The following is a 17,317-nucleotide window of genomic DNA, read 5'->3' as shown; positions in this document are numbered from 1 at the left end:
CGAGAAAGCGGAAGATCGTTCGTTTAAGCCCTGATCTGGGCCTATTCGGCGGCCGCTTTCATCTCAAACCCTTGTTCGAGCATGTCCGAAGGTTTCACCGGATATTCACCGCTAAAGCACGCATCGCAGTATTTCGGCGCAGACGGATCGCGGCCCGATGCTTCGCCGACGGCGCGGTAAAGGCCATCCAGAGAGATGAATTTCAAACTATCAACGCCCAAATGGGTGCGCATTTCTTCCTCAGACATCGTCGCGGCCAGCAGCTTTTCACGTTGTGGCGTGTCAACGCCGTAGAAGCACGGCCAAGCGGTTGGCGGGGATGCGATCCGGAAGTGAACTTCAGCCGCGCCGGCCTCAAGGATCATTTCCTTGATCTTGCGAGAGGTGGTGCCGCGGACAACGGAATCATCAACCAGAATGATGCGTTTGCCTTTGACCAAGGCACGGTTGACGTTGAGTTTCAGTCGCACACCCATGTTACGGATGGATTCAGACGGTTCGATGAACGTCCTGCCCATGTATTGGTTACGGATGATGCCCATCGCATAAGGGATGCCGGATTCCAGCGAAAACCCGATCGCCGCTGGCGTGCCGGAATCAGGTACGGGGCAAACGAGATCTGCATCAACAGGGTTTTCCTTAGCCAGTTCACGGCCAATGTTTTCACGGGTTTCATACACGCTGCGCCCACCAAGGATACTGTCGGGGCGGCTGAAATAGACATGTTCGAAAATGCAGAAACGGGATGGCGCACGGCGGAACGGGAAGTGGCTTTCAACGCCTTTTGTTGTGGCAACAACCATTTCACCGGGTTCGATTTCACGAATGAAGGTGGCGTTGATGATATCGAGCGCACAGGTTTCAGACGCGAGAACCCAACCATCACCAAGCTGTCCCAGTACCAAGGGGCGCACGCCCAGTGGGTCGCGACAGCCAATCAGCTTTGTGCGGGTCATTGCGACGACGGAAAAAGCGCCCTCAACCTTACGAAGGGCTTCTTCCATGCGGTCGGGAATGCTTTTGCCCATAGAACGGGCCATCAAATGGACAATACATTCACTGTCGCTTGAGGATTGAAAGATGGAACCGCGTTCGACCAGTTCTTTGCGAAGGGCCAGTGCGTTTGTGATGTTCCCGTTGTGGGCAATTGCTGCCCCGCCCATGGAGAATTCCCCGAAGAACGGTTGAACGTCGCGGATCTGCGTGGCCCCTTTGGACCCCGACGTGGAATAGCGAACATGACCAATGCCGATAGGGCCGGGCAGGGTGGCCATCGTTTCGGCGTCGGTAAAGTTGTCGCGGACATACCCAAATCGGCGGGCAGAGCTAAATCCTTGGCCGAATTCGTGGGTGACAATGCCACCCGCTTCTTGGCCGCGGTGTTGCAGGGCATGAAGGCCGAGAGCTGTGACGGAGGCTGCGTTTTCAACGCCAACGACGCCAAAGACGCCGCATTCCTCTTTTAGTTTATCGTCATCAAAGGGATGCGCAGGTGGCATACGGTCGCGAAGGGTACGAGACGCTGAATTGGACAAGAGGAAGCTCCGAATCCGAGGGGTATGAGATGTGAAGGGGTGTAGCGGTTTGTCACAGAGGTGTCACGAACAGATAGATCACATCTTGCCTGCCTTTTCAGGCAGCCAAGTTCGGGGGCCGTTTCGGTAGATATTTAAAGCGGACGTGGGCGCCCCGAGGAGTTAGTTCTCGGGCGTTACGGGCTCTTCAGGGGCGCTACACTGACCAACCAGCTGTTCGTACTGGGTTGTGATCCAACCAAGCGCGGCCTCTGGGTCGCGTTCTTCGATGTTGCCAGTCATGTTGGAGAACACGGCAATCGCACGAGAGTTTTCAACCATTTCAATGTCTTGGGATTCGAGAACCGTTTGGTACACGAAGAAGGCAACAGCCACCAACAAGATGCCGCGCAGAGCGCCAAAGAGGAAACCCAGACCCTGATCAAGACCGCCCAAGGCGGATCGCTGGATCAATGAGGAAAAGAGCGGCGTGAAAATCGACACGATGACAAGCACGATCGCGAAGACGGCTGCAAAGGCTGCAATCACCGACAATTCGCAGCTGTCGCCAATAAAATCACCAACAACAGGGATCTGTTTGACCAGCGGCTGAACTTTGTCGGCAAAGATAAAGGCCATAATGGTCGCGATGACCCAGCCTGCGATGGCAAGTGCTTCGCGCACCAAACCGCGGCTATAGGCGAGCAACGCCGAGAGAACGATGACAACAGCGACTACGCCGTCAATAATTGTAAAGTCTGCCATGGTCCGCCTCGCTTGGGGTTATCGCGCCCCGAATACCTGTTCAACAAATGCGTGCAGATCCCGCATCTCGCGCAAATCCACCCCGCTGTCCCCACCACGTTTCGCACGCACCGGAGTAATTGCCGAGGTAAAACCAAGTTTTGACGCTTCTTTCAACCGATTTTCCGTCTGAGGGGCAGGACGAAGGGCCCCAGACAGGCTGATTTCGCCAAAAACAACACAGTCTTTGGGCAAAGCGGCGTCTTCACGGGCGGAAACCAGCGCAGCGGCAACGGCCAAATCTGCGGCGGGTTCGGTCACGCGCAGCCCGCCAGCGACGTTCAGGTACACATCCAACCCCGTAAACGGCACCCCCGCACGAGATTCGAGCACCGCTAGGATCATCGCCAAACGGCTGCCATCCCAACCCACAACTGTGCGGCGGGGTTGGCTATGGGGGGAGGGCGCAACGAGGGCCTGAAATTCGCACAACACGGGCCGCGACCCTTCGATGCCCGCAAACACCGCAGACCCGGGTGCGGGCTGTCGTTCAGAGAGGAACAACGCGGAGGGGTTTTTGACCTCGGCCAAGCCTTTGCCTGTCATTTCGAAGACGCCAATCTCATCGGCGGGACCAAAACGGTTCTTAACACTGCGCAAGATACGGAACTGGTGGCCGCGCTCGCCCTCAAAGTAGAGAACCGTATCAACCATATGTTCCACCACACGCGGCCCAGCGATGGCGCCTTCTTTGGTGACATGGCCGACCAATACGACAGCAATGCCGTTGAGTTTGGCGAAAGTCGTCAGCTCATGGGCAGCAGATCGCACTTGGCTGACAGAGCCGGGTGCGGCCTCAACGGTATCGAGCCACATCGTTTGGATGGAATCGATGATAACGAAGTCGGGTTTTTCGGCTTCCAGCGTCGTCAGTATGTCGCGCAGGTTGGTTTCGGACGCGAGTTTTACAGGGCTTTCAGTAAGCCCCAAACGCCGTGCGCGCATTTGCACTTGGCTGCGAGATTCCTCGCCCGAGATATAAAGAACCTTCAGCCCATTGCGCGCGAAACGTGCGGCGGCTTGCAACAGTAAGGTCGATTTGCCGATGCCAGGGTCGCCGCCCACAAGAATAGCCGAGGCTTTGACCAAGCCACCACCCAACGTGCGATCCAATTCGCCAACGCCAGACAGGGTGCGTGGTGGTTCGGCTTCTTCTGTCGCGAGGTCGGTAAGGGGGATGGTTTTGCCCCGTGCTGCGCCCATCGCTTTTTTGCTGCGGGGCCCCGCGGAGAGGGGCTTCACCTCTTCAATGGTGTTCCATGCGCCGCAGCCGTCACATTTGCCGGACCATTTGCTGGTTGCGGCGTTGCAGGCGGTGCAGGTGAAGGTAAGATCTTTAGCCATGTTCACGTTTTATTCTAATGCGTGCGCAATGCAAGAGTCCCGTAGATATAGACTTTGGAATCAGACGGGGAAATCAGGCCGCGTTCGATATGCGCATGAATTCGAGAACCGTGGGGGATGTCAGCGCGACAAGGTGGTTATCTCCTGCATCGTCGACCTCTGTGAGGTCGACCACGCGGAAACCTTGGTCTTCGTATTTTTCGATCTGGTCGACGTCGGTTCCGACCCGATTGCTGGTTTGGGCCAAACGGGCCGAAACAAACAGGGCCGGATCGCGACCGGATATGACTAAAAGGGAGCTTTTGGGGAGAGGAGAGATATCGGACACTTGCGAGTCAAAGACCTCGGGGGCGATATCGGGCTGTAAAAGGACCAAACTATCGAGAACGACAGCGCGGTTTTGGAGACGCATCCGAACCAGCGCCTCCATCGCTAACATGCACCCCAAAGAATGGGCAACGACGGTGATCTGCCCGTTCCAAACGCGGCCCAGCCTGATGAAGAGGTCTTCCAATGCTGACCTTGATTGCAGGGCGCTGTCGCGGTCGAACAGATACCCGCTGGCGGATGCCCGTGACGGCCACACGAACGACAATTGCGGCCCCTTAAGGTTTGTATCGGTTACCATTTGTGCGTGGCGATAGACGGCCTCGGCTGAGGTGTTGTTGAACCCGTGCACCCAAACGACCAAAGGATCGCCTTGCGATGAGCCCAAGGCGCGGCGCAATTCTGTGTCAGAGGAAATTTGGGTCTGCTCAGACAATGCAAAGGCATTTGGGCCTTCAACAGGCACTTCGCCGGGCGCGCGATTGCGTGGCACTGCGATGCCCAGATCAAAGAAATTCAGGCCATCAATGCGATCGGTCGAATCGAACGTCGCCCGATTGGTTGCCATCAGGATGTTTTGTGTATCAGTCACAGCCCCAATGATCGGCGCTGTAAACAGCCCTCGCGGTGCGCAGCCCGCCATCACGGCAGCCGTACTGCTGCCCAGAAAGGCCCGTCGACTAAGGGGGATAGCGCGGCTCACGCTTTGGCTTTTTTGATGTGGCGCATAGTCAGGACCGATACCAGAATTGACGCAAGGACGCAGCCTGTAAAGAGATACAACCCCCATCCGCCCTCAACCGTTACACGACCCGCCCCTTTGACGACAACAACATACAAGGCGATCAGGAAAATGTCGGCCATTGCCAGCTTACCAAGATAGCCAAGGACGGGCAGAACCTGCGGTTTAAGCAAATCAAAATGCACCAAAGCAAGCCCGATGGTTTTTAGGTAGGGTGCAAAGATTGCAAAGGCCGTGACAATCAACGCCAGAAAGACGTCGCTGCCCCAAAGGCTTTGCAGGCCCGAAATAACCGAAATTTCGTCCATACCAAAGATCGGCAAAAGGGCAGCCCGCAAGAGGGGGGCGAACCATGCAATCGGGAAAAGGATAAGAAGCGATAGGTTCGCAATGCGAAGTGCGTTGATCATCAAGAAGTCCTCGTTTTATGAGGACTATGTGGCGACCAAGGCGGGTCGCCACAAGGTGTTACTTTAGGGGAAAAAGGTCGGATTATTCGGCAGCCGGCTTTTGTGGCATTTTGACGATCTCGGCGCTTTCCTTGCCCAAGGTGTAACCAAGGGATGGTAACGTTGCCTCAAGCTGTTCTTCCAACTGGCTCAACTGGCTGGCAACAACGCTTTCTTCCAGTTCCACCTGTTGGGACCACTTGCGGATGTCGCGCAGCGCGTGGTGCGCTTCGACGATCAGGGTTTGCTGGCGCTCTGCCTCTTCTTGGCGTTGGGTCAGGAACGTCTTCGCCCGCATAACCTTTTCATCGCTGTAGATATCAGACAATTCACGGGACTGCTGGGACATCTGTGCGGCCAATTCCAGAACGGCCGGTTCAAGACGATCCAGATCAGGATGATCGCGCAGGTAGGACAGGCGTTCGCGCACAGCGTCAAATTCGCTGCTCATGGTGAACACACCAGAACGGTCAGCCGTGTGACACAGGTGATAGGCGCGTGCGACATCTTCCATGCTGAGTTTGAAGTTCCGGTGGGAGCGTTCAAGCGACATAATACGGCCTGCGCTGGGCATGAAAAAGAACAGCGATGCGAGGATGACTGTCAATACGATCTGAGTGACCAAACCAGCATTCGGAACGGTGTACTCACCAAAGACTGCCGTGAAGGTCAGCCAAGGGGCCAAACCAAACGCGCAGGCCAAAGTATACGCGACCGCAGCCAGACCGATCAGAGCGATCAAAGTCATTGAAACAAAATGAAGACCACGGTGGCTACGTGCCACCAAAGACAGATCGGACACATTCACCCCCAAGTTGTGATGCACTAATTAAACGTTAACCCATCTTAGGCGGTTTCCTGCCGAGGTCCCAAGGGGAAATTACCCAAAAAAGCAGCATGGTCAGGAAAACCGGAACAATAACAGGCGATTGGCCGGATTGTTGGAGGATTTGGCGGTAAACTGATGATGTGCTCTGGTTTTTCCACCTCCTTTATCTGGGGTAGAAGCTTCGTATCGGGCCGATATCAAGCCTGACCTTCAAAATGTAGTGTTTGTTCGGGAGCAGCACACAGTGTTGCGATTCGAATGGGCGCCTACAGGCTAAAATTGGTTTGCGATAAGGCCGAATACATAGAGGCGGCAGCGATCAGCAGAAGGACACCAATTATCATCAAAATGGCTGGCCAGATGCGCGGTTTCTTTGAGGGATTCCAGAACTGCCCCACAAGCCCAATGAGCAAAAGTAACCCGCCAAGAGGGGCACCACCGACGGCTAAAACGACTGCAATCACGAGATCCATAATTCCACCCTTTGATCAGCGAACCGCTTCGATCGGGCCTTCTGCGCGTCCATGGATAAATTGATCCACATAAGGGTCATTGGATGCATCCATGTCGCCCACTGGGCCGCTCCAACGGATTTTACCAGCGTGGAGCATGGCGACCTTATCTGCAATCGCACGAACGGATGTCATGTCGTGGGTAATGGTGATGGCCGTCGCGCCCATTTCGGTCACGATTTCACGGATCAGATCATTGATGACGCCAGACATGATTGGATCAAGCCCGGTCGTCGGTTCATCGAAAAAGATAATCTCGGGCTCGGCCGCGATTGCGCGGGCCAGACCGACACGTTTTTGCATACCGCCAGACAGTTCGGCTGGGAGGCGGTCGGCCACGTCTTCCGTCAGCCCGACGCGACGCAGTTTTTCAATGGCGATTGCGCGGGCTTCGTCTTTGGGTTTCTTTAGGGATCCACGCAAAAGGCGGAAGGCGACGTTTTGCCAGACAGGAAGACTGTCAAATAGCGCAGCACCTTGAAACAGCATTCCAAAGCGCGCCAAGAACGCATCACGATCGCCCTTGTTCACATCCTTACCGTCCACAGTAATAGAACCACTGTCCTGTTGAATAAGACCTAGTACGGATTTGATAAGAACAGATTTTCCCGTGCCGGAGCCGCCGATCACAACCATGCTTTCGCCCTTGGGGACGTGCAAATTGGCCCCGCGCAGAACGGCATTGCTGCCAAAAGACTTATGGAGGTTTTCAATCGTAATCATGCTGAGAAAAACGCCTCCGTGAGGAGGAAGTTTGCGGCCAAGATCAGGATCGCAGCCGCGACAACGGACGACTTTGTTGCGCGCCCAACACCCATGGCTCCGCGTTCAGAATTCATGCCGTAGTAGCAGCCCATGAGAGCAGCGATAAACCCAAACACAGCGCCTTTCGCCAAAGATGAGATGACATCTAAAGGCTCTAGGAAATCCGCGGTGTTTTGCAGGTAAGCGGCTGCGTTAAAGCCAAGTCGGCCCGTACCGACAAGATACCCGCCATAAATGCCCACGATATCGCCGACACCAACAAGCAGCGGCATCACCAGCGTCGCCGCCAGCACGCGGGGCAGGGTCAGGTATTTCATCGGGTGGGTCGAGAGCGTCACCAAAGCGTCAATCTGTTCGGTTACTTTCATCGTCGCAATCTCAGCGGCGATGGACGACGTCACGCGGGCCGCGATCATCAGTCCGACCAAGACAGGGCCAAGTTCGCGCACCATGCCGATGGCGACGATCTGCGGAACCACGGCTTCGGCACTAAAACGGGCGCTGCCAGCGTAGATTTGCAAAGCAAGCGCACCACCGGTGAACAGGGCGGTCAGTCCGACGACGGGCAAGGAGAAAAAACCGATCTGCAAGAGAGCATGGGCAAATTCGCGGCCGTAAAATGGTGGACGAACCAAGTGGCTGATGGTCTGGCCCGTAAAAACGCCCAACCGTCCGACGGATGCCAAGACCCCAAGAAATGCTGCTCCGAGAGATGCCAGAAATGAGGACACAGCAGCGATCATCCGCCAGCATACCGACGCGCATAACGCGCCCCGAGCGAGGTCAGGATTTCATAGCCAATTGTGCCCGCTTTGGCGGCCAAGGCATCGACTGTTTGATCGGGGCCCAAAACAGACAGCGAACCCGGCAATTCGGGTAGGTCCGTCACATCAACGGTGATCAAATCCATGGACACGCGCCCGACAACGGGCACCGATTGGCTGCCGTGCCACAGGTCAACACCTGCGGATAATGCGCGGTGCAATCCGTCAGCGTAACCCCCTGAAACGGTTGCAATTTTGGATGGGCGTTTTGCTGTCCATGCATTGCCGTAGCCAACGGTTTCACCCACTTCGAGCTCACGAATCTGGATGACGGGCAAGTCGAGGAAGGCCACGGGCTGCGCATCCGCAAAGGGCATGCCGCCATAAAGACCAACGCCCGGGCGGGTGAGATCGAAATGGTATTCAGGCCCAAGCAGGATACCTCCCGTCGCCGCCAAAGATCGCGGAACCGAAATTCCATCTGTCATCAAATGGAACTGTTCAAGTTGCTGGCGGTTCATCGGGTGGTCCGGCTCATCGGCGCAGGCCAGATGGGACATCACAAGGCGGCAGTTCTGCGCCAAAGCAATCTCTGCGACGCTCGCCCATTCGCCAATCTCAAGGCCAAGGCGGTTCATGCCCGTATCGAGCTGAACGCCAAAGGGGTGTTCGGGCAGGGCTTCTAGGTGGCGGGTCAACTGGCCGACGGTATTGCACATCGGTGTCAGGACCATATCAGCGATCATGTCGGTATCACCGCGCATGTGGCCGGAAAATACACAGATTTCCACATTCGGACCAAGGGCTTGGCGCAATTCTACGCCTTCTTCGGCGACGGCAACGAAGAACCGTTTCACGCCTGCCTTAGCCAGCGCACGGGCGACTTTACCCGCGCCGAGACCGTAGCCGTCGGCCTTTACGACGGCGCATGTTTCAGCGTCTGTCATTGCGTCCAGCGCGCGCCAATTTGTGGCGAGCGCATCTAAATCAACTGATAAGAAACCTGTACTCATTGCGGTGTTGTGCCAGCCTGTGCGTTGAGGGGCAAGCCGCCTTTAGAATTCTTGATCGCCGTTCTGCTGCCAAGGTTTCACAAGGTTGCCAAAGCGGGTGAATTCGGGCGTGAACGACAATTCCACGGTGCCAATCGGGCCGTGACGCTGCTTGCCGATGATGACTTCGGCTTTGCCGAACAGATCGGACATCTTTTGTTGCCACGTGGCCATCGCCTCGAGGTTGGAATCCTCAGGCTTTTCGCGCTCGGTGTAATATTCACCACGATATACGAACATAACAACGTCGGCATCTTGCTCGATCGAACCAGATTCACGAAGGTCAGACAATTGTGGGCGTTTATCTTCGCGGCTTTCAACCTGACGCGACAGCTGGGACAGGGCGATAACAGGGATATTGAGTTCCTTGGCAATCGCCTTGAGACCCATGGAAATTTCACCGATCTCCTGAACACGGTTGTCGGACGTCCCGCGCACAAGCTGCAGGTAGTCCACGATCAACAGATCAAGGCCATGGGTCCGTTTCAGGCGGCGCGCACGGGCGGACAGTTGGCTGATCGGGATCGCAGCCGTGTCATCAATATAAAGAGGGCAGGCCTCAAGGGATTTAGCGGCATCTACGAAACGGCGAAATTCGCCTTCGGTCATGTCACCTTGGCGAATCTTGTGGGACGAAATTTCGGATGCTTCCGCAAGAATACGACCAGCAAGCTGTTCTGCCGACATCTCGAGGGAAAAGAACCCGACGACACCGCCATCAACCGCGCCTTCGCTTCCGTCCGTCAGAAGACCCTTTTTATAGGCCTTGGCGACGTTATAGGCGATGTTGGTCGCAAGCGAGGTTTTCCCCATCGATGGGCGACCCGCAAGGATCAACAAGTCAGACTTGTGCAAACCACCAAGTTTGTTGTCCAGGTCGATAAGGTCCGTTGCGACACCTGCCAAACCGCCTTCGCGCTGGTAGGCGGAGTTGGCGACGTTAACGGCTTCCGTGACGGCCTTCAGGAAGGATTGAAACCCGCCCTCGGAACTGCCTTGTTCTGCCAGCTTATAAAGGGCTTGTTCGGCCTCGACGATTTGTTCTTTCGGCTCGCTTGCCACATCGACCTTTTTGGCCTTGGACGCGATGTCGTTGCCGACGGTGATCAATTCACGACGTACGGCAAGGTCATAGATCATCTGTGCGTAGTCGCGGGCGGCAAAGGCGGAAATCGCCGCACCGGCAAGGCGCGCAAGGTAGGCCGGACCGCCGAGTTCTTTTAGGCCTTCGTCGTCTTCAAGAAAGGCTTTCAACGTCACAGGGGACGCGAGGTTGTTTTTGGCGATACGTGCGGCAGCGGTCTCAAAGATACGGGCATGCACGGGATCATAAAAATGATCAGGGCCAACGATAGACGCAACGCGGTCAAAGATATCGTTGTTGGTCAGGATCGCGCCCAAAAGCTGCTGTTCGGCTTCGATAGAATGAGGGGCAGTATCAACGTTCGCTTCTGCGACGCCTGTTGCGTTGAATGTTGATACTTCGTTCATCTGAGTGCCCCTTGATCGCGCGTCCCACCGCTGCGCTGTCATACAAAACCAGCCTCAACGAGGCAAATTGTATAACCTGTGGATAGGTCGCTGTGCGAAACTGTGCCACAACATACTGCAATTTAATAGGGTATGACTGCTGTATGTTGTGGCGAATGGGCTGAAACCCATTCAAATTATTTTATATGTTTACGCGTGGGCCGCTGACCAACCTGCTGGATCGCGCAGGTAGGCTTCGACTTCGGTCAGTGTGTCCGCGTCAAAGGATTCGGATGCCTTGGCTTCTGCCAGAACGTCCCACCATGTGCACAAGCTGATGAGCTGAACGCCATGATCGCCCAAGGTTTGTTCGACGCCTTCAAAAATACCGTAGTAAAAGATCACAGCGGTCGCGTTGCAGGTCGCACCAGTTTCACGGATCGCGTCTACGAAGGACAGTTTGCTGCCGCCGTCGGTTGTAAGGTCTTCGACCAACAAAACACGCTGGCCTTCGGTCATCACGCCTTCGATACGCGCGTTGCGGCCGTAGCCCTTGGGCTTTTTGCGCACATAAGTCATTGGCAATGCAAGACGTTCCGCCATCAAAGCACTAAACGGAATACCCGCGGTTTCCCCGCCTGCGATATTGTCAAAGGCCTCAAAACCCACTTCGCGCATGGTGGTCACGGCCAGAAAATCCATCAAGGTGCTGCGGATGCGCGGGAAGGAAATCAGCTTACGGCAATCCACATAAGTCGGAGCCTTCTTGCCGGACGCATGTGTAAAGGGCTCGGCTGCGTTGAAATCGATCGCGCCGATTTCAATCAGCATACGTGCGGACAGGCGGGCGATTTCGGCTTTGTCAGGAAAAGACGTAGGGATCATGGTTCTCTTTCGGTTTAGGTTATTCAACGCGCCAATGAAGCGGGAAGCCTGGGTCAAACACTGTGACAGGGCCATCGCCGGTATCGACTGTAGCAGGGTAGTTGACGGGTTCGCCCTTGGTCAGGGTCATCGTGGCCTCATTGGGTGGCAGGTTGTAATAGCGCGGGCCCGCTAGCGAGGTGAAGTTTTCCAGCTTGTCGATGGCACCTGCGGCGTCAAACACTTCTGCGAGGCAAGACATGGTGTTGATGGCGGTGAAACACCCGGCACAGCCACAGGGCAGCAATTTATTGGCATCCGTGTGCGGCGCGGAATCCGTTCCAAGGAAGAACCGTTTGTCACCGGAAATCGCAGCCTGCACCAAAGCAATGCGGTGCTTTTCACGCTTGGCGACGGGCAAGCAGTAGTAATGGGGTTTGATCCCACCGGCGAGGATGTGGTTGCGATTGATGATCAAATGGTGGGTCGTAATGGTCGCGGCAAGGTTTGAGCGGCTATCACGGACGTAATCAACGGCGTTCTCTGTTGTGACGTGTTCCATGATGACCCGAAGGTCTGGCGTCTTTTTACGGATAGGTTTTAAGACCTTATCGATAAAGACGGCCTCGCGGTCAAAGATGTCGATCGACGGGTCAGTGACTTCGCCATGCACACACAGCGGCAGGCCGATTTCGGCCATTTTTTCCAGCACGGGTCGGACTTTGTCGAAATCCGAAACACCAGAGGCGGAGTTCGTTGTCGCGCCCGCTGGATACAGTTTGACTGCGGTGATGATGCCGTCAGCGTGGGCCTTTGCGATGTCTTCTGGGTCAGTATCTTCGGTCAGATAGCATGTCATCAACGGGCGAAAGTTGGACCCTTCGGGGACGTATGCCATGATGCGGTCGCGGTAGGCGGCGGCTTGCTCCCCTGTCACAACGGGTGGCACCAAGTTGGGCATTACAATCGCGCGTTCAAAATGAGCGGCTGTGTGAGGCGTCACGGCGGCCATCATTGCACCATCGCGGAGGTGAAGGTGCCAGTCATCTGGGCGGCGGATCGTCAGGCTATCTGGGCTTTGTTTGGGCATACCCGCCCTTTACACCGCCCGCCGCCGTCTGACCAGAGGGATCGGTTTGACAATTCCCCCCAAACCGCCCCTTGTCTAAAGCGTGCGAGTTTGCGAAATCCTGTTAAACACGCCATGAATTGTTCCCGAAAGGACATGTCTATGTTTGGATTTCTGATTGCACTAATTGCCGGTGGCGTCACGCCAATGCTCGAAGGCCCGATCGCGCGTCCCATCGCTGGAATGCTGAGCGACTCGATTGAGCTTGCCGAAGGTGAACTGCGCACGTTGGCCTTTATGGTCGCCATGATCATTGCGGGCGTCCTTTGTGCTGTGTTCAGCACGGGCACGCCGCTAAGCCTCGCGATTGGGGGCACGTTGGGTTATTTCGGTATGCGTCTTTTGCGCTGGGGGCAGCGCGCCCTTGAAAATCGCAAAGGCTAATTGCCAGCCGTAATGTTGACGCCGCTGGCTTGCAATTGAGCGAGCTTCTCGGCGAACAGCGGACGGTCGCCAGTGCCGCTGATTTGGCGGCAATACCGCGCCAACATGCGCTCGTGACCTTCCGCGGCTTCGGTGCGATGCATAAGCGTGCGCAGATAGGGCATATGGGTGCGACGCGCCCGCCAAAGCTGCGCAAAGCTGTCGCGCGTCAGGTTGTCGTCCATCGCTTGTTCAATCAATTCAGGTAGCACATCCATCCCGAGTAACCCGCGCTGGGCATTGGGGCCAAGATAGGTGCAACTGTAGTGGTTGGTGTTTTCGCCGTTAAACAAAGATGCGTGCATCGCATCCTCAATAACTGATGGATCATGAACCACTGAAACGGTTTGGGCGGTTTCGACCATTTGGGGCGCGTAGCCAAAACGGCTGGTGAAATCGAGGCGGCGTGCTTCGGGGTAGCGGTGATCCCAACGGGCAAGGCCTGGATCAAGTGTCGCCTGTGGTTGGATCACCAAGACCTTAGCCTCAGGTGCAGCAACAGAAAAAGCAGCCGCCGCATAGCCCGCAGCACCCGCCCCGTAAAACAAAACCTGATCGAAGTCGTCAAAGAACCCGTCGTCAATCAGACGATCAAAGTATCCAAACATCGCAGGATGACGGAACCAATCGGTATCTGATGACGCCATAAGGGTCAGGCTGGACCAGCCATGAGTCTGAACAAAGCCCCAGCCGATCGGGGCTGTTTCATCATTGGCCTTTCGGACCGATGCGATGCTTTCAAAGGTCACAAACAAAGTGCGGCCAGCATCAATGAGGTAGGCGAAATGGTCGGGACCCACGGGTTCTGCGTGACCGTGTTCGTCGGTGATGTCTTCGACCCGCTCGATCCAGTCAGCGCGACTCAGGCTGCCAAGATCGTAGGCAAAGGACGTCATAATATCTTTCATCGTACATACTCGGTCAAAATGTGATCCCACTCACAGGCGGCTTTGCTAGGGGCACAATAGGGCGCAATTGCGAGGCCGATGCGGCGATTGTGCGTTTGACTGGGGCGTTTTGTGGACATTAGAAAAACGCCTGTAGGCCGGTTTGTGCCCGCCCCAAAATCAAGGCGTGAACGTCATGGGTGCCTTCATAGGTGTTCACTGTTTCAAGGTTCACCATATGACGCATAATGTGGAATTCGTCCGAAATACCGTTACCGCCATGCATGTCCCGCGCCGCCCGCGCCACATCAAGTGCTTTGCCGCAGTTGTTGCGTTTCATCATGCTGATCATTTCCGGCGCGGCTTTGCCCGCATCCATCAATCGGCCAAGTTGCAGGGCAGATTGCAATCCAAGTGTGATCTCGGTCTGCATATCCGCGAGCTTTTTCTGGAACAGCTGTGTCTGGGCAAGCGGACGGTTGAATTGTTTGCGGTCCAACCCGTATTGCAAAGCAGCGTGCCAGCAGAATTCCGCAGCGCCCAAAACGCCCCAAGAAATGCCATAGCGCGCGCGGTTCAAGCAGCCGAACGGACCCTTGAGGCCCTGAACGTCGGGCAACAACGCGTCTTCGCCAACTTCGACACTGTCCATAACGATCTCACCTGTCACAGAGGCCCGCAATGACAGCTTGCCGCCAATCTTGGGGGCGGATAGGCCGTTCATGCCTTTCTCAAGGATGAAGCCACGGATCTTGCCATCATGGGCGTCGGATTTGGCCCAAACGACAAAGACGTCGGCAATGGGCGCGTTCGAAATCCACATCTTTGACCCGCTCAGGCTGTAGCCTTTTGCGGTTTTGGTGGCGCGGGTCTTCATGCCGGCGGGGTCGCTGCCGGCGTCAGGTTCGGTCAATCCGAAACAGCCAATCAGCGCACCGCTGGCCAATCCCGGGAGATATTTCTGTTTTTGGTCTTCGGACCCGTAGGCGTTGATCGGATACATCACCAAGGATGACTGCACCGACATCATGGAGCGATAGCCACTGTCCACGCGTTCGATTTCACGCGCCACAAGCCCGTAAGTGACATAGCCCGCACCCAGACCGCCGTATTCTTCGGGGATGGTCAGGCCAAGTAACCCAGCCGCACCCATTTCGCGAAAGATATCGCTGTCGACAGTTTCATCACGGTAGGCGTCGCGTACTTTGGGCTGAAGGGTGTCTTGCGCGAAAGTGCGCGCCGCATCCCGAAGCATACGTTCGTCCTCGGAAAGTTGATCTTCGAGCCGTAGGGCATCTGCCCAATCAAAGGCAGAGAGATCAGGCCCGTGGCCAGACTTTGACCCCGTTTGGCTAGGTTTCGACTCACTCATCATTGTCCCCCAATGTCGTGCGTTAACTTATCCTGACCAATGCAGTCGAACAATGCACGACTCAAATATCGTAGGGTTAGATGCGGGACTGGAAACAATATCCAAGGAGCAATTCGATCGATCCTCTCGGGCGGACAATAACGGGCAGGCGTGATACCGCAGAACAAATCTGATCGCATCTGGCAAAGGGGCCTCAGGCATATTAGGTAACTGCTCTGCCTAGATGAAAGAGCGACATGCGCCACCTTACCCAAACCAATGCCAACCTGAGCAACCAAAAAATTCAAGGTTGGAAAGTCGTCAAACGGGTCATCCCGTACCTTTGGCCGGATGGTCAACAATGGGTGAAAAACCGTGTTGTTGCCGCCATGAGCGTGCTGTTTATGGCAAAGCTGATCGCCGTTAGCACGCCTATTCTCTACAAAGGGGCGGTTGATGCCTTGGCGGGCGAAGGGTCTGCCTCGATGTTGGCGTTTGGTGCTGTTGGTCTGACGGTGGCCTACGGGTTTGCGCGGCTGATGACCGTCGGGTTCAACCAATTGCGCGACGTGATTTTCGCGCGAGTGGGGCAACGTGCTTTGCGCGCACTGGCGCTTGAAACATTCACCCACATTCATAACCTGTCCATGCGCTATCACATCACGCGCAAGACAGGCGGGCTCAGCCGGATTATTGAACGTGGCGTCAAAGGCGTCGAGTTCCTGTTGCGTTTCTTGCTGTTCTCTATCGGGCCGCTTGTTCTAGAACTCTTGATGATCGCGGTCATCCTATTTTTCTTGTTTGATGTCTGGTACTTGGCCGTCGTTGTCGGAACGATTTCTCTTTATATCTGGTTCACGTTCACAGTGACAGAATGGCGCGTGAAGATCCGCAAAGAGATGAACGATCAAGACACCGACGCCAATCAAAAGGCGATCGACAGTCTGTTGAATTTCGAGACCGTTAAGTACTTCAGCGCCGAGCAACGCGAAGCAGAACGTTATGATGGTGCAATGGAGCAATACGTCGCCGCTGCGTTGAAGACGTCGTATTCATTGGCATTCTTGAACTTTGGGCAATCCGTGTTGATCACAGGGGGGCTGGTCGCTGTTATGGTGATGGCCGCGGTCGGTGTTCAGAATGGCGCGTTGACTGTGGGCGATTTCGTCATGGTCAACGCCTACATGATCCAGATCACCATGCCGCTGAACTTTTTGGGCACCGTTTATCGTGAAATCCGGCAGGCTTTGGTCGATATGGGCGAAATGTTCACTTTGTTAGAGCAACCAGCCGAAGTGAACGACAAACCAGATGCAAATGTTCTAAATGTGCAGGGCGGCGAAGTGGTTTTCGACAATGTCTTCTTTGGTTACGACGCCGCGCGCCCAATCCTCAAAGGCGTGGATTTGCCTGTGCCTGCGGGTCAAACGGTAGCGATTGTCGGATCGTCAGGGTCTGGCAAGTCGACAATCGGGCGCTTGTTGTTCCGGTTTTACGATGTCGGTGAGGGCGCGATCCGCATTGACGGTCAAGACCTGCGCGACGTGACGCAATTGAGCCTGCACGAGCAGATCGGCGTCGTGCCGCAGGATACCGTGCTGTTTAACGACACAATCCGCTACAACATCGCCTATGGGCGTGATGGAGCCAGCTTTGAGGACATCAAGGCTGTGGCGAAGGCGGCTAAGATTCATGAGTTCATAGAAAGCCTGCCGGAGGGGTATGAAACCACCGTGGGTGAACGTGGCCTAAAGCTGTCAGGTGGCGAAAAGCAACGGGTCGGGATTGCGCGCACGTTGCTCAAGAATCCGCCGATCTTGATCTTGGACGAGGCGACAAGTGCGCTGGACACTGAGACAGAGATGGAAATTCAAAGCGAGCTGAAGGCCATGGGGCAGGGACGCACAGTGCTGACCATTGCCCACCGTCTGAGCACGATTGCGGATGCGGACCGGATTGTGGTGTTGGAAGACGGCGTAATTGTCGAACAGGGCACCCATGATGAACTATTGAGTGCTGAGGGGCGTTACGCACAACTGTGGAATCGCCAGCAGCAAGACGAAGCAGCTTAACGGTCAGAAACTGGGGCGC

17 protein-coding genes are annotated in these 17,317 nt (G+C 55.6%); 2 read left to right on the top strand and 15 right to left on the bottom strand.

Translation table 11 applies throughout. The features are described 5' to 3' along the window. Positions 1-41: 41 nt before the first annotated feature. From purF to pyrC, 13 genes are all read right to left on the bottom strand, one after another. Complete coding sequence (gene purF / locus KO486_RS11185) at positions 42-1,499, bottom strand: amidophosphoribosyltransferase (protein ID WP_216037304.1); 1,458 nt, start codon at positions 1,497-1,499, stop codon at positions 42-44. 198 nt (positions 1,500-1,697) lie between these two features. Beyond that, positions 1,698-2,279: a CvpA family protein gene (locus KO486_RS11180; RefSeq protein WP_216037303.1), complete on the bottom strand. Its 582-nt coding sequence runs from the start codon at positions 2,277-2,279 to the stop codon at positions 1,698-1,700. 18 nt (positions 2,280-2,297) lie between these two features. Beyond that, on the bottom strand, positions 2,298-3,662 hold the full coding sequence (gene radA / locus KO486_RS11175) for a DNA repair protein RadA (protein WP_216037302.1): 1,365 nt from the start codon (positions 3,660-3,662) through the stop codon (positions 2,298-2,300). A 73-nt stretch (positions 3,663-3,735) separates the two neighbouring features. Continuing rightward, positions 3,736-4,692: an alpha/beta hydrolase gene (locus tag KO486_RS11170; RefSeq protein ID WP_216037301.1), complete on the bottom strand. Its 957-nt coding sequence runs from the start codon at positions 4,690-4,692 to the stop codon at positions 3,736-3,738. Then, positions 4,689-5,141 carry a paraquat-inducible protein A gene (locus KO486_RS11165; RefSeq protein WP_216037300.1) on the bottom strand — a complete coding sequence of 151 codons (453 nt, stop codon included), beginning with the start codon at positions 5,139-5,141 and terminating at the stop codon, positions 4,689-4,691. The genes KO486_RS11170 and KO486_RS11165 overlap by 4 nt, the downstream gene beginning before the upstream one ends. 82 nt (positions 5,142-5,223) lie before the next feature. Then, positions 5,224-5,928 (bottom strand): DNA repair protein, encoded by a 705-nt coding sequence (locus KO486_RS11160; RefSeq protein ID WP_252734649.1) that lies wholly within the window; start codon positions 5,926-5,928, stop codon positions 5,224-5,226. A gap of 347 nt (positions 5,929-6,275) precedes the next feature. Then, the gene (locus tag KO486_RS11155; protein ID WP_216037298.1) at positions 6,276-6,482 is read right to left on the bottom strand and encodes a hypothetical protein; all 207 of its coding nucleotides are present in this window, start codon (positions 6,480-6,482) and stop codon (positions 6,276-6,278) included. A gap of 15 nt (positions 6,483-6,497) precedes the next feature. Then, entirely contained in the window at positions 6,498-7,244 is a 747-nt protein-coding gene (locus KO486_RS11150; protein ID WP_216037297.1) for an ATP-binding cassette domain-containing protein, read from the bottom strand. Then, positions 7,241-8,029 carry an ABC transporter permease gene (locus tag KO486_RS11145; RefSeq protein ID WP_216037296.1) on the bottom strand — a complete coding sequence of 263 codons (789 nt, stop codon included), beginning with the start codon at positions 8,027-8,029 and terminating at the stop codon, positions 7,241-7,243. Before KO486_RS11145 ends, KO486_RS11150 begins: the two co-directional genes overlap by 4 nt. Beyond that, the gene (alr, locus tag KO486_RS11140) at positions 8,026-9,063 is read right to left on the bottom strand and encodes an alanine racemase (RefSeq protein ID WP_216037295.1); all 1,038 of its coding nucleotides are present in this window, start codon (positions 9,061-9,063) and stop codon (positions 8,026-8,028) included. The genes KO486_RS11145 and alr overlap by 4 nt, the downstream gene beginning before the upstream one ends. A gap of 42 nt (positions 9,064-9,105) precedes the next feature. Further along, a complete protein-coding gene (locus KO486_RS11135) occupies positions 9,106-10,593 on the bottom strand; it encodes a replicative DNA helicase (protein WP_216037294.1) in 1,488 nt (495 codons plus the stop codon). 189 nt (positions 10,594-10,782) lie between these two features. After that, positions 10,783-11,457 carry an orotate phosphoribosyltransferase gene (locus KO486_RS11130; RefSeq protein WP_216037293.1) on the bottom strand — a complete coding sequence of 225 codons (675 nt, stop codon included), beginning with the start codon at positions 11,455-11,457 and terminating at the stop codon, positions 10,783-10,785. 19 nt (positions 11,458-11,476) lie between these two features. Then, positions 11,477-12,526 carry a dihydroorotase gene (gene pyrC / locus KO486_RS11125; protein ID WP_216037292.1) on the bottom strand — a complete coding sequence of 350 codons (1,050 nt, stop codon included), beginning with the start codon at positions 12,524-12,526 and terminating at the stop codon, positions 11,477-11,479. Between the two features lie 141 nt (positions 12,527-12,667). Here pyrC and KO486_RS11120 point away from each other — a divergent pair, with 141 nt between their 5' ends. After that, complete coding sequence (locus tag KO486_RS11120; RefSeq protein WP_216037291.1) at positions 12,668-12,949, top strand: hypothetical protein; 282 nt, start codon at positions 12,668-12,670, stop codon at positions 12,947-12,949. On the opposite strand, the gene KO486_RS11115 is transcribed toward KO486_RS11120, so the two are convergent. Both KO486_RS11115 and KO486_RS11110 read right to left on the bottom strand, forming a co-directional pair. After that, positions 12,946-13,896, bottom strand: a complete 951-nt coding sequence (locus tag KO486_RS11115) for a hypothetical protein (protein WP_216037290.1) — start codon at positions 13,894-13,896, stop codon at positions 12,946-12,948. The genes KO486_RS11120 and KO486_RS11115 overlap by 4 nt on opposite strands. 118 nt (positions 13,897-14,014) lie before the next feature. Beyond that, a complete protein-coding gene (locus KO486_RS11110; protein ID WP_216037289.1) occupies positions 14,015-15,247 on the bottom strand; it encodes an acyl-CoA dehydrogenase in 1,233 nt (410 codons plus the stop codon). A 236-nt stretch (positions 15,248-15,483) separates the two neighbouring features. Between KO486_RS11110 and KO486_RS11105 the strand changes: the two genes are divergently transcribed. After that, positions 15,484-17,298, top strand: a complete 1,815-nt coding sequence (locus KO486_RS11105) for an ABC transporter ATP-binding protein/permease (RefSeq protein WP_216037288.1) — start codon at positions 15,484-15,486, stop codon at positions 17,296-17,298. Positions 17,299-17,317: the final 19 nt, after the last annotated feature.

Source organism: Octadecabacter sp. B2R22 (assembly GCF_018861045.1).
In the GTDB taxonomy this organism is placed as follows: domain Bacteria; phylum Pseudomonadota; class Alphaproteobacteria; order Rhodobacterales; family Rhodobacteraceae; genus Octadecabacter.
The sequence above is the reverse complement of the archived record's forward strand: the minus strand, read 5'-3'. Positions and strand labels throughout refer to the sequence as shown.

Excerpts from the sequence above, each read along its gene's own strand:
- KO486_RS11115 (WP_216037290.1), bottom strand. The coding sequence starts at position 13,896 with ATGAAAGATATTATGACGTCCTTTGCCTACGATCTTGGCAGCCTGAGT.
- KO486_RS11135 (WP_216037294.1), bottom strand. The coding sequence starts at position 10,593 with ATGAACGAAGTATCAACATTCAACGCAACAGGCGTCGCAGAAGCGAAC.
- radA (WP_216037302.1), bottom strand. The coding sequence starts at position 3,662 with ATGGCTAAAGATCTTACCTTCACCTGCACCGCCTGCAACGCCGCAACC.
- KO486_RS11145 (WP_216037296.1), bottom strand. The coding sequence starts at position 8,029 with ATGATCGCTGCTGTGTCCTCATTTCTGGCATCTCTCGGAGCAGCATTT.
- KO486_RS11165 (WP_216037300.1), bottom strand. The coding sequence starts at position 5,141 with ATGATCAACGCACTTCGCATTGCGAACCTATCGCTTCTTATCCTTTTC.
- purF (WP_216037304.1), bottom strand. The coding sequence starts at position 1,499 with ATGCCACCTGCGCATCCCTTTGATGACGATAAACTAAAAGAGGAATGC.
- KO486_RS11150 (WP_216037297.1), bottom strand. The coding sequence starts at position 7,244 with ATGATTACGATTGAAAACCTCCATAAGTCTTTTGGCAGCAATGCCGTT.
- KO486_RS11120 (WP_216037291.1), top strand. The coding sequence starts at position 12,668 with ATGTTTGGATTTCTGATTGCACTAATTGCCGGTGGCGTCACGCCAATG.
- KO486_RS11160 (WP_252734649.1), bottom strand. The coding sequence starts at position 5,928 with ATGACTTTGATCGCTCTGATCGGTCTGGCTGCGGTCGCGTATACTTTG.
- KO486_RS11155 (WP_216037298.1), bottom strand. The coding sequence starts at position 6,482 with ATGGATCTCGTGATTGCAGTCGTTTTAGCCGTCGGTGGTGCCCCTCTT.
- KO486_RS11180 (WP_216037303.1), bottom strand. The coding sequence starts at position 2,279 with ATGGCAGACTTTACAATTATTGACGGCGTAGTCGCTGTTGTCATCGTT.
- alr (WP_216037295.1), bottom strand. The coding sequence starts at position 9,063 with ATGAGTACAGGTTTCTTATCAGTTGATTTAGATGCGCTCGCCACAAAT.
- KO486_RS11110 (WP_216037289.1), bottom strand. The coding sequence starts at position 15,247 with ATGAGTGAGTCGAAACCTAGCCAAACGGGGTCAAAGTCTGGCCACGGG.
- KO486_RS11105 (WP_216037288.1), top strand. The coding sequence starts at position 15,484 with ATGCGCCACCTTACCCAAACCAATGCCAACCTGAGCAACCAAAAAATT.
- pyrC (WP_216037292.1), bottom strand. The coding sequence starts at position 12,526 with ATGCCCAAACAAAGCCCAGATAGCCTGACGATCCGCCGCCCAGATGAC.
- KO486_RS11130 (WP_216037293.1), bottom strand. The coding sequence starts at position 11,457 with ATGATCCCTACGTCTTTTCCTGACAAAGCCGAAATCGCCCGCCTGTCC.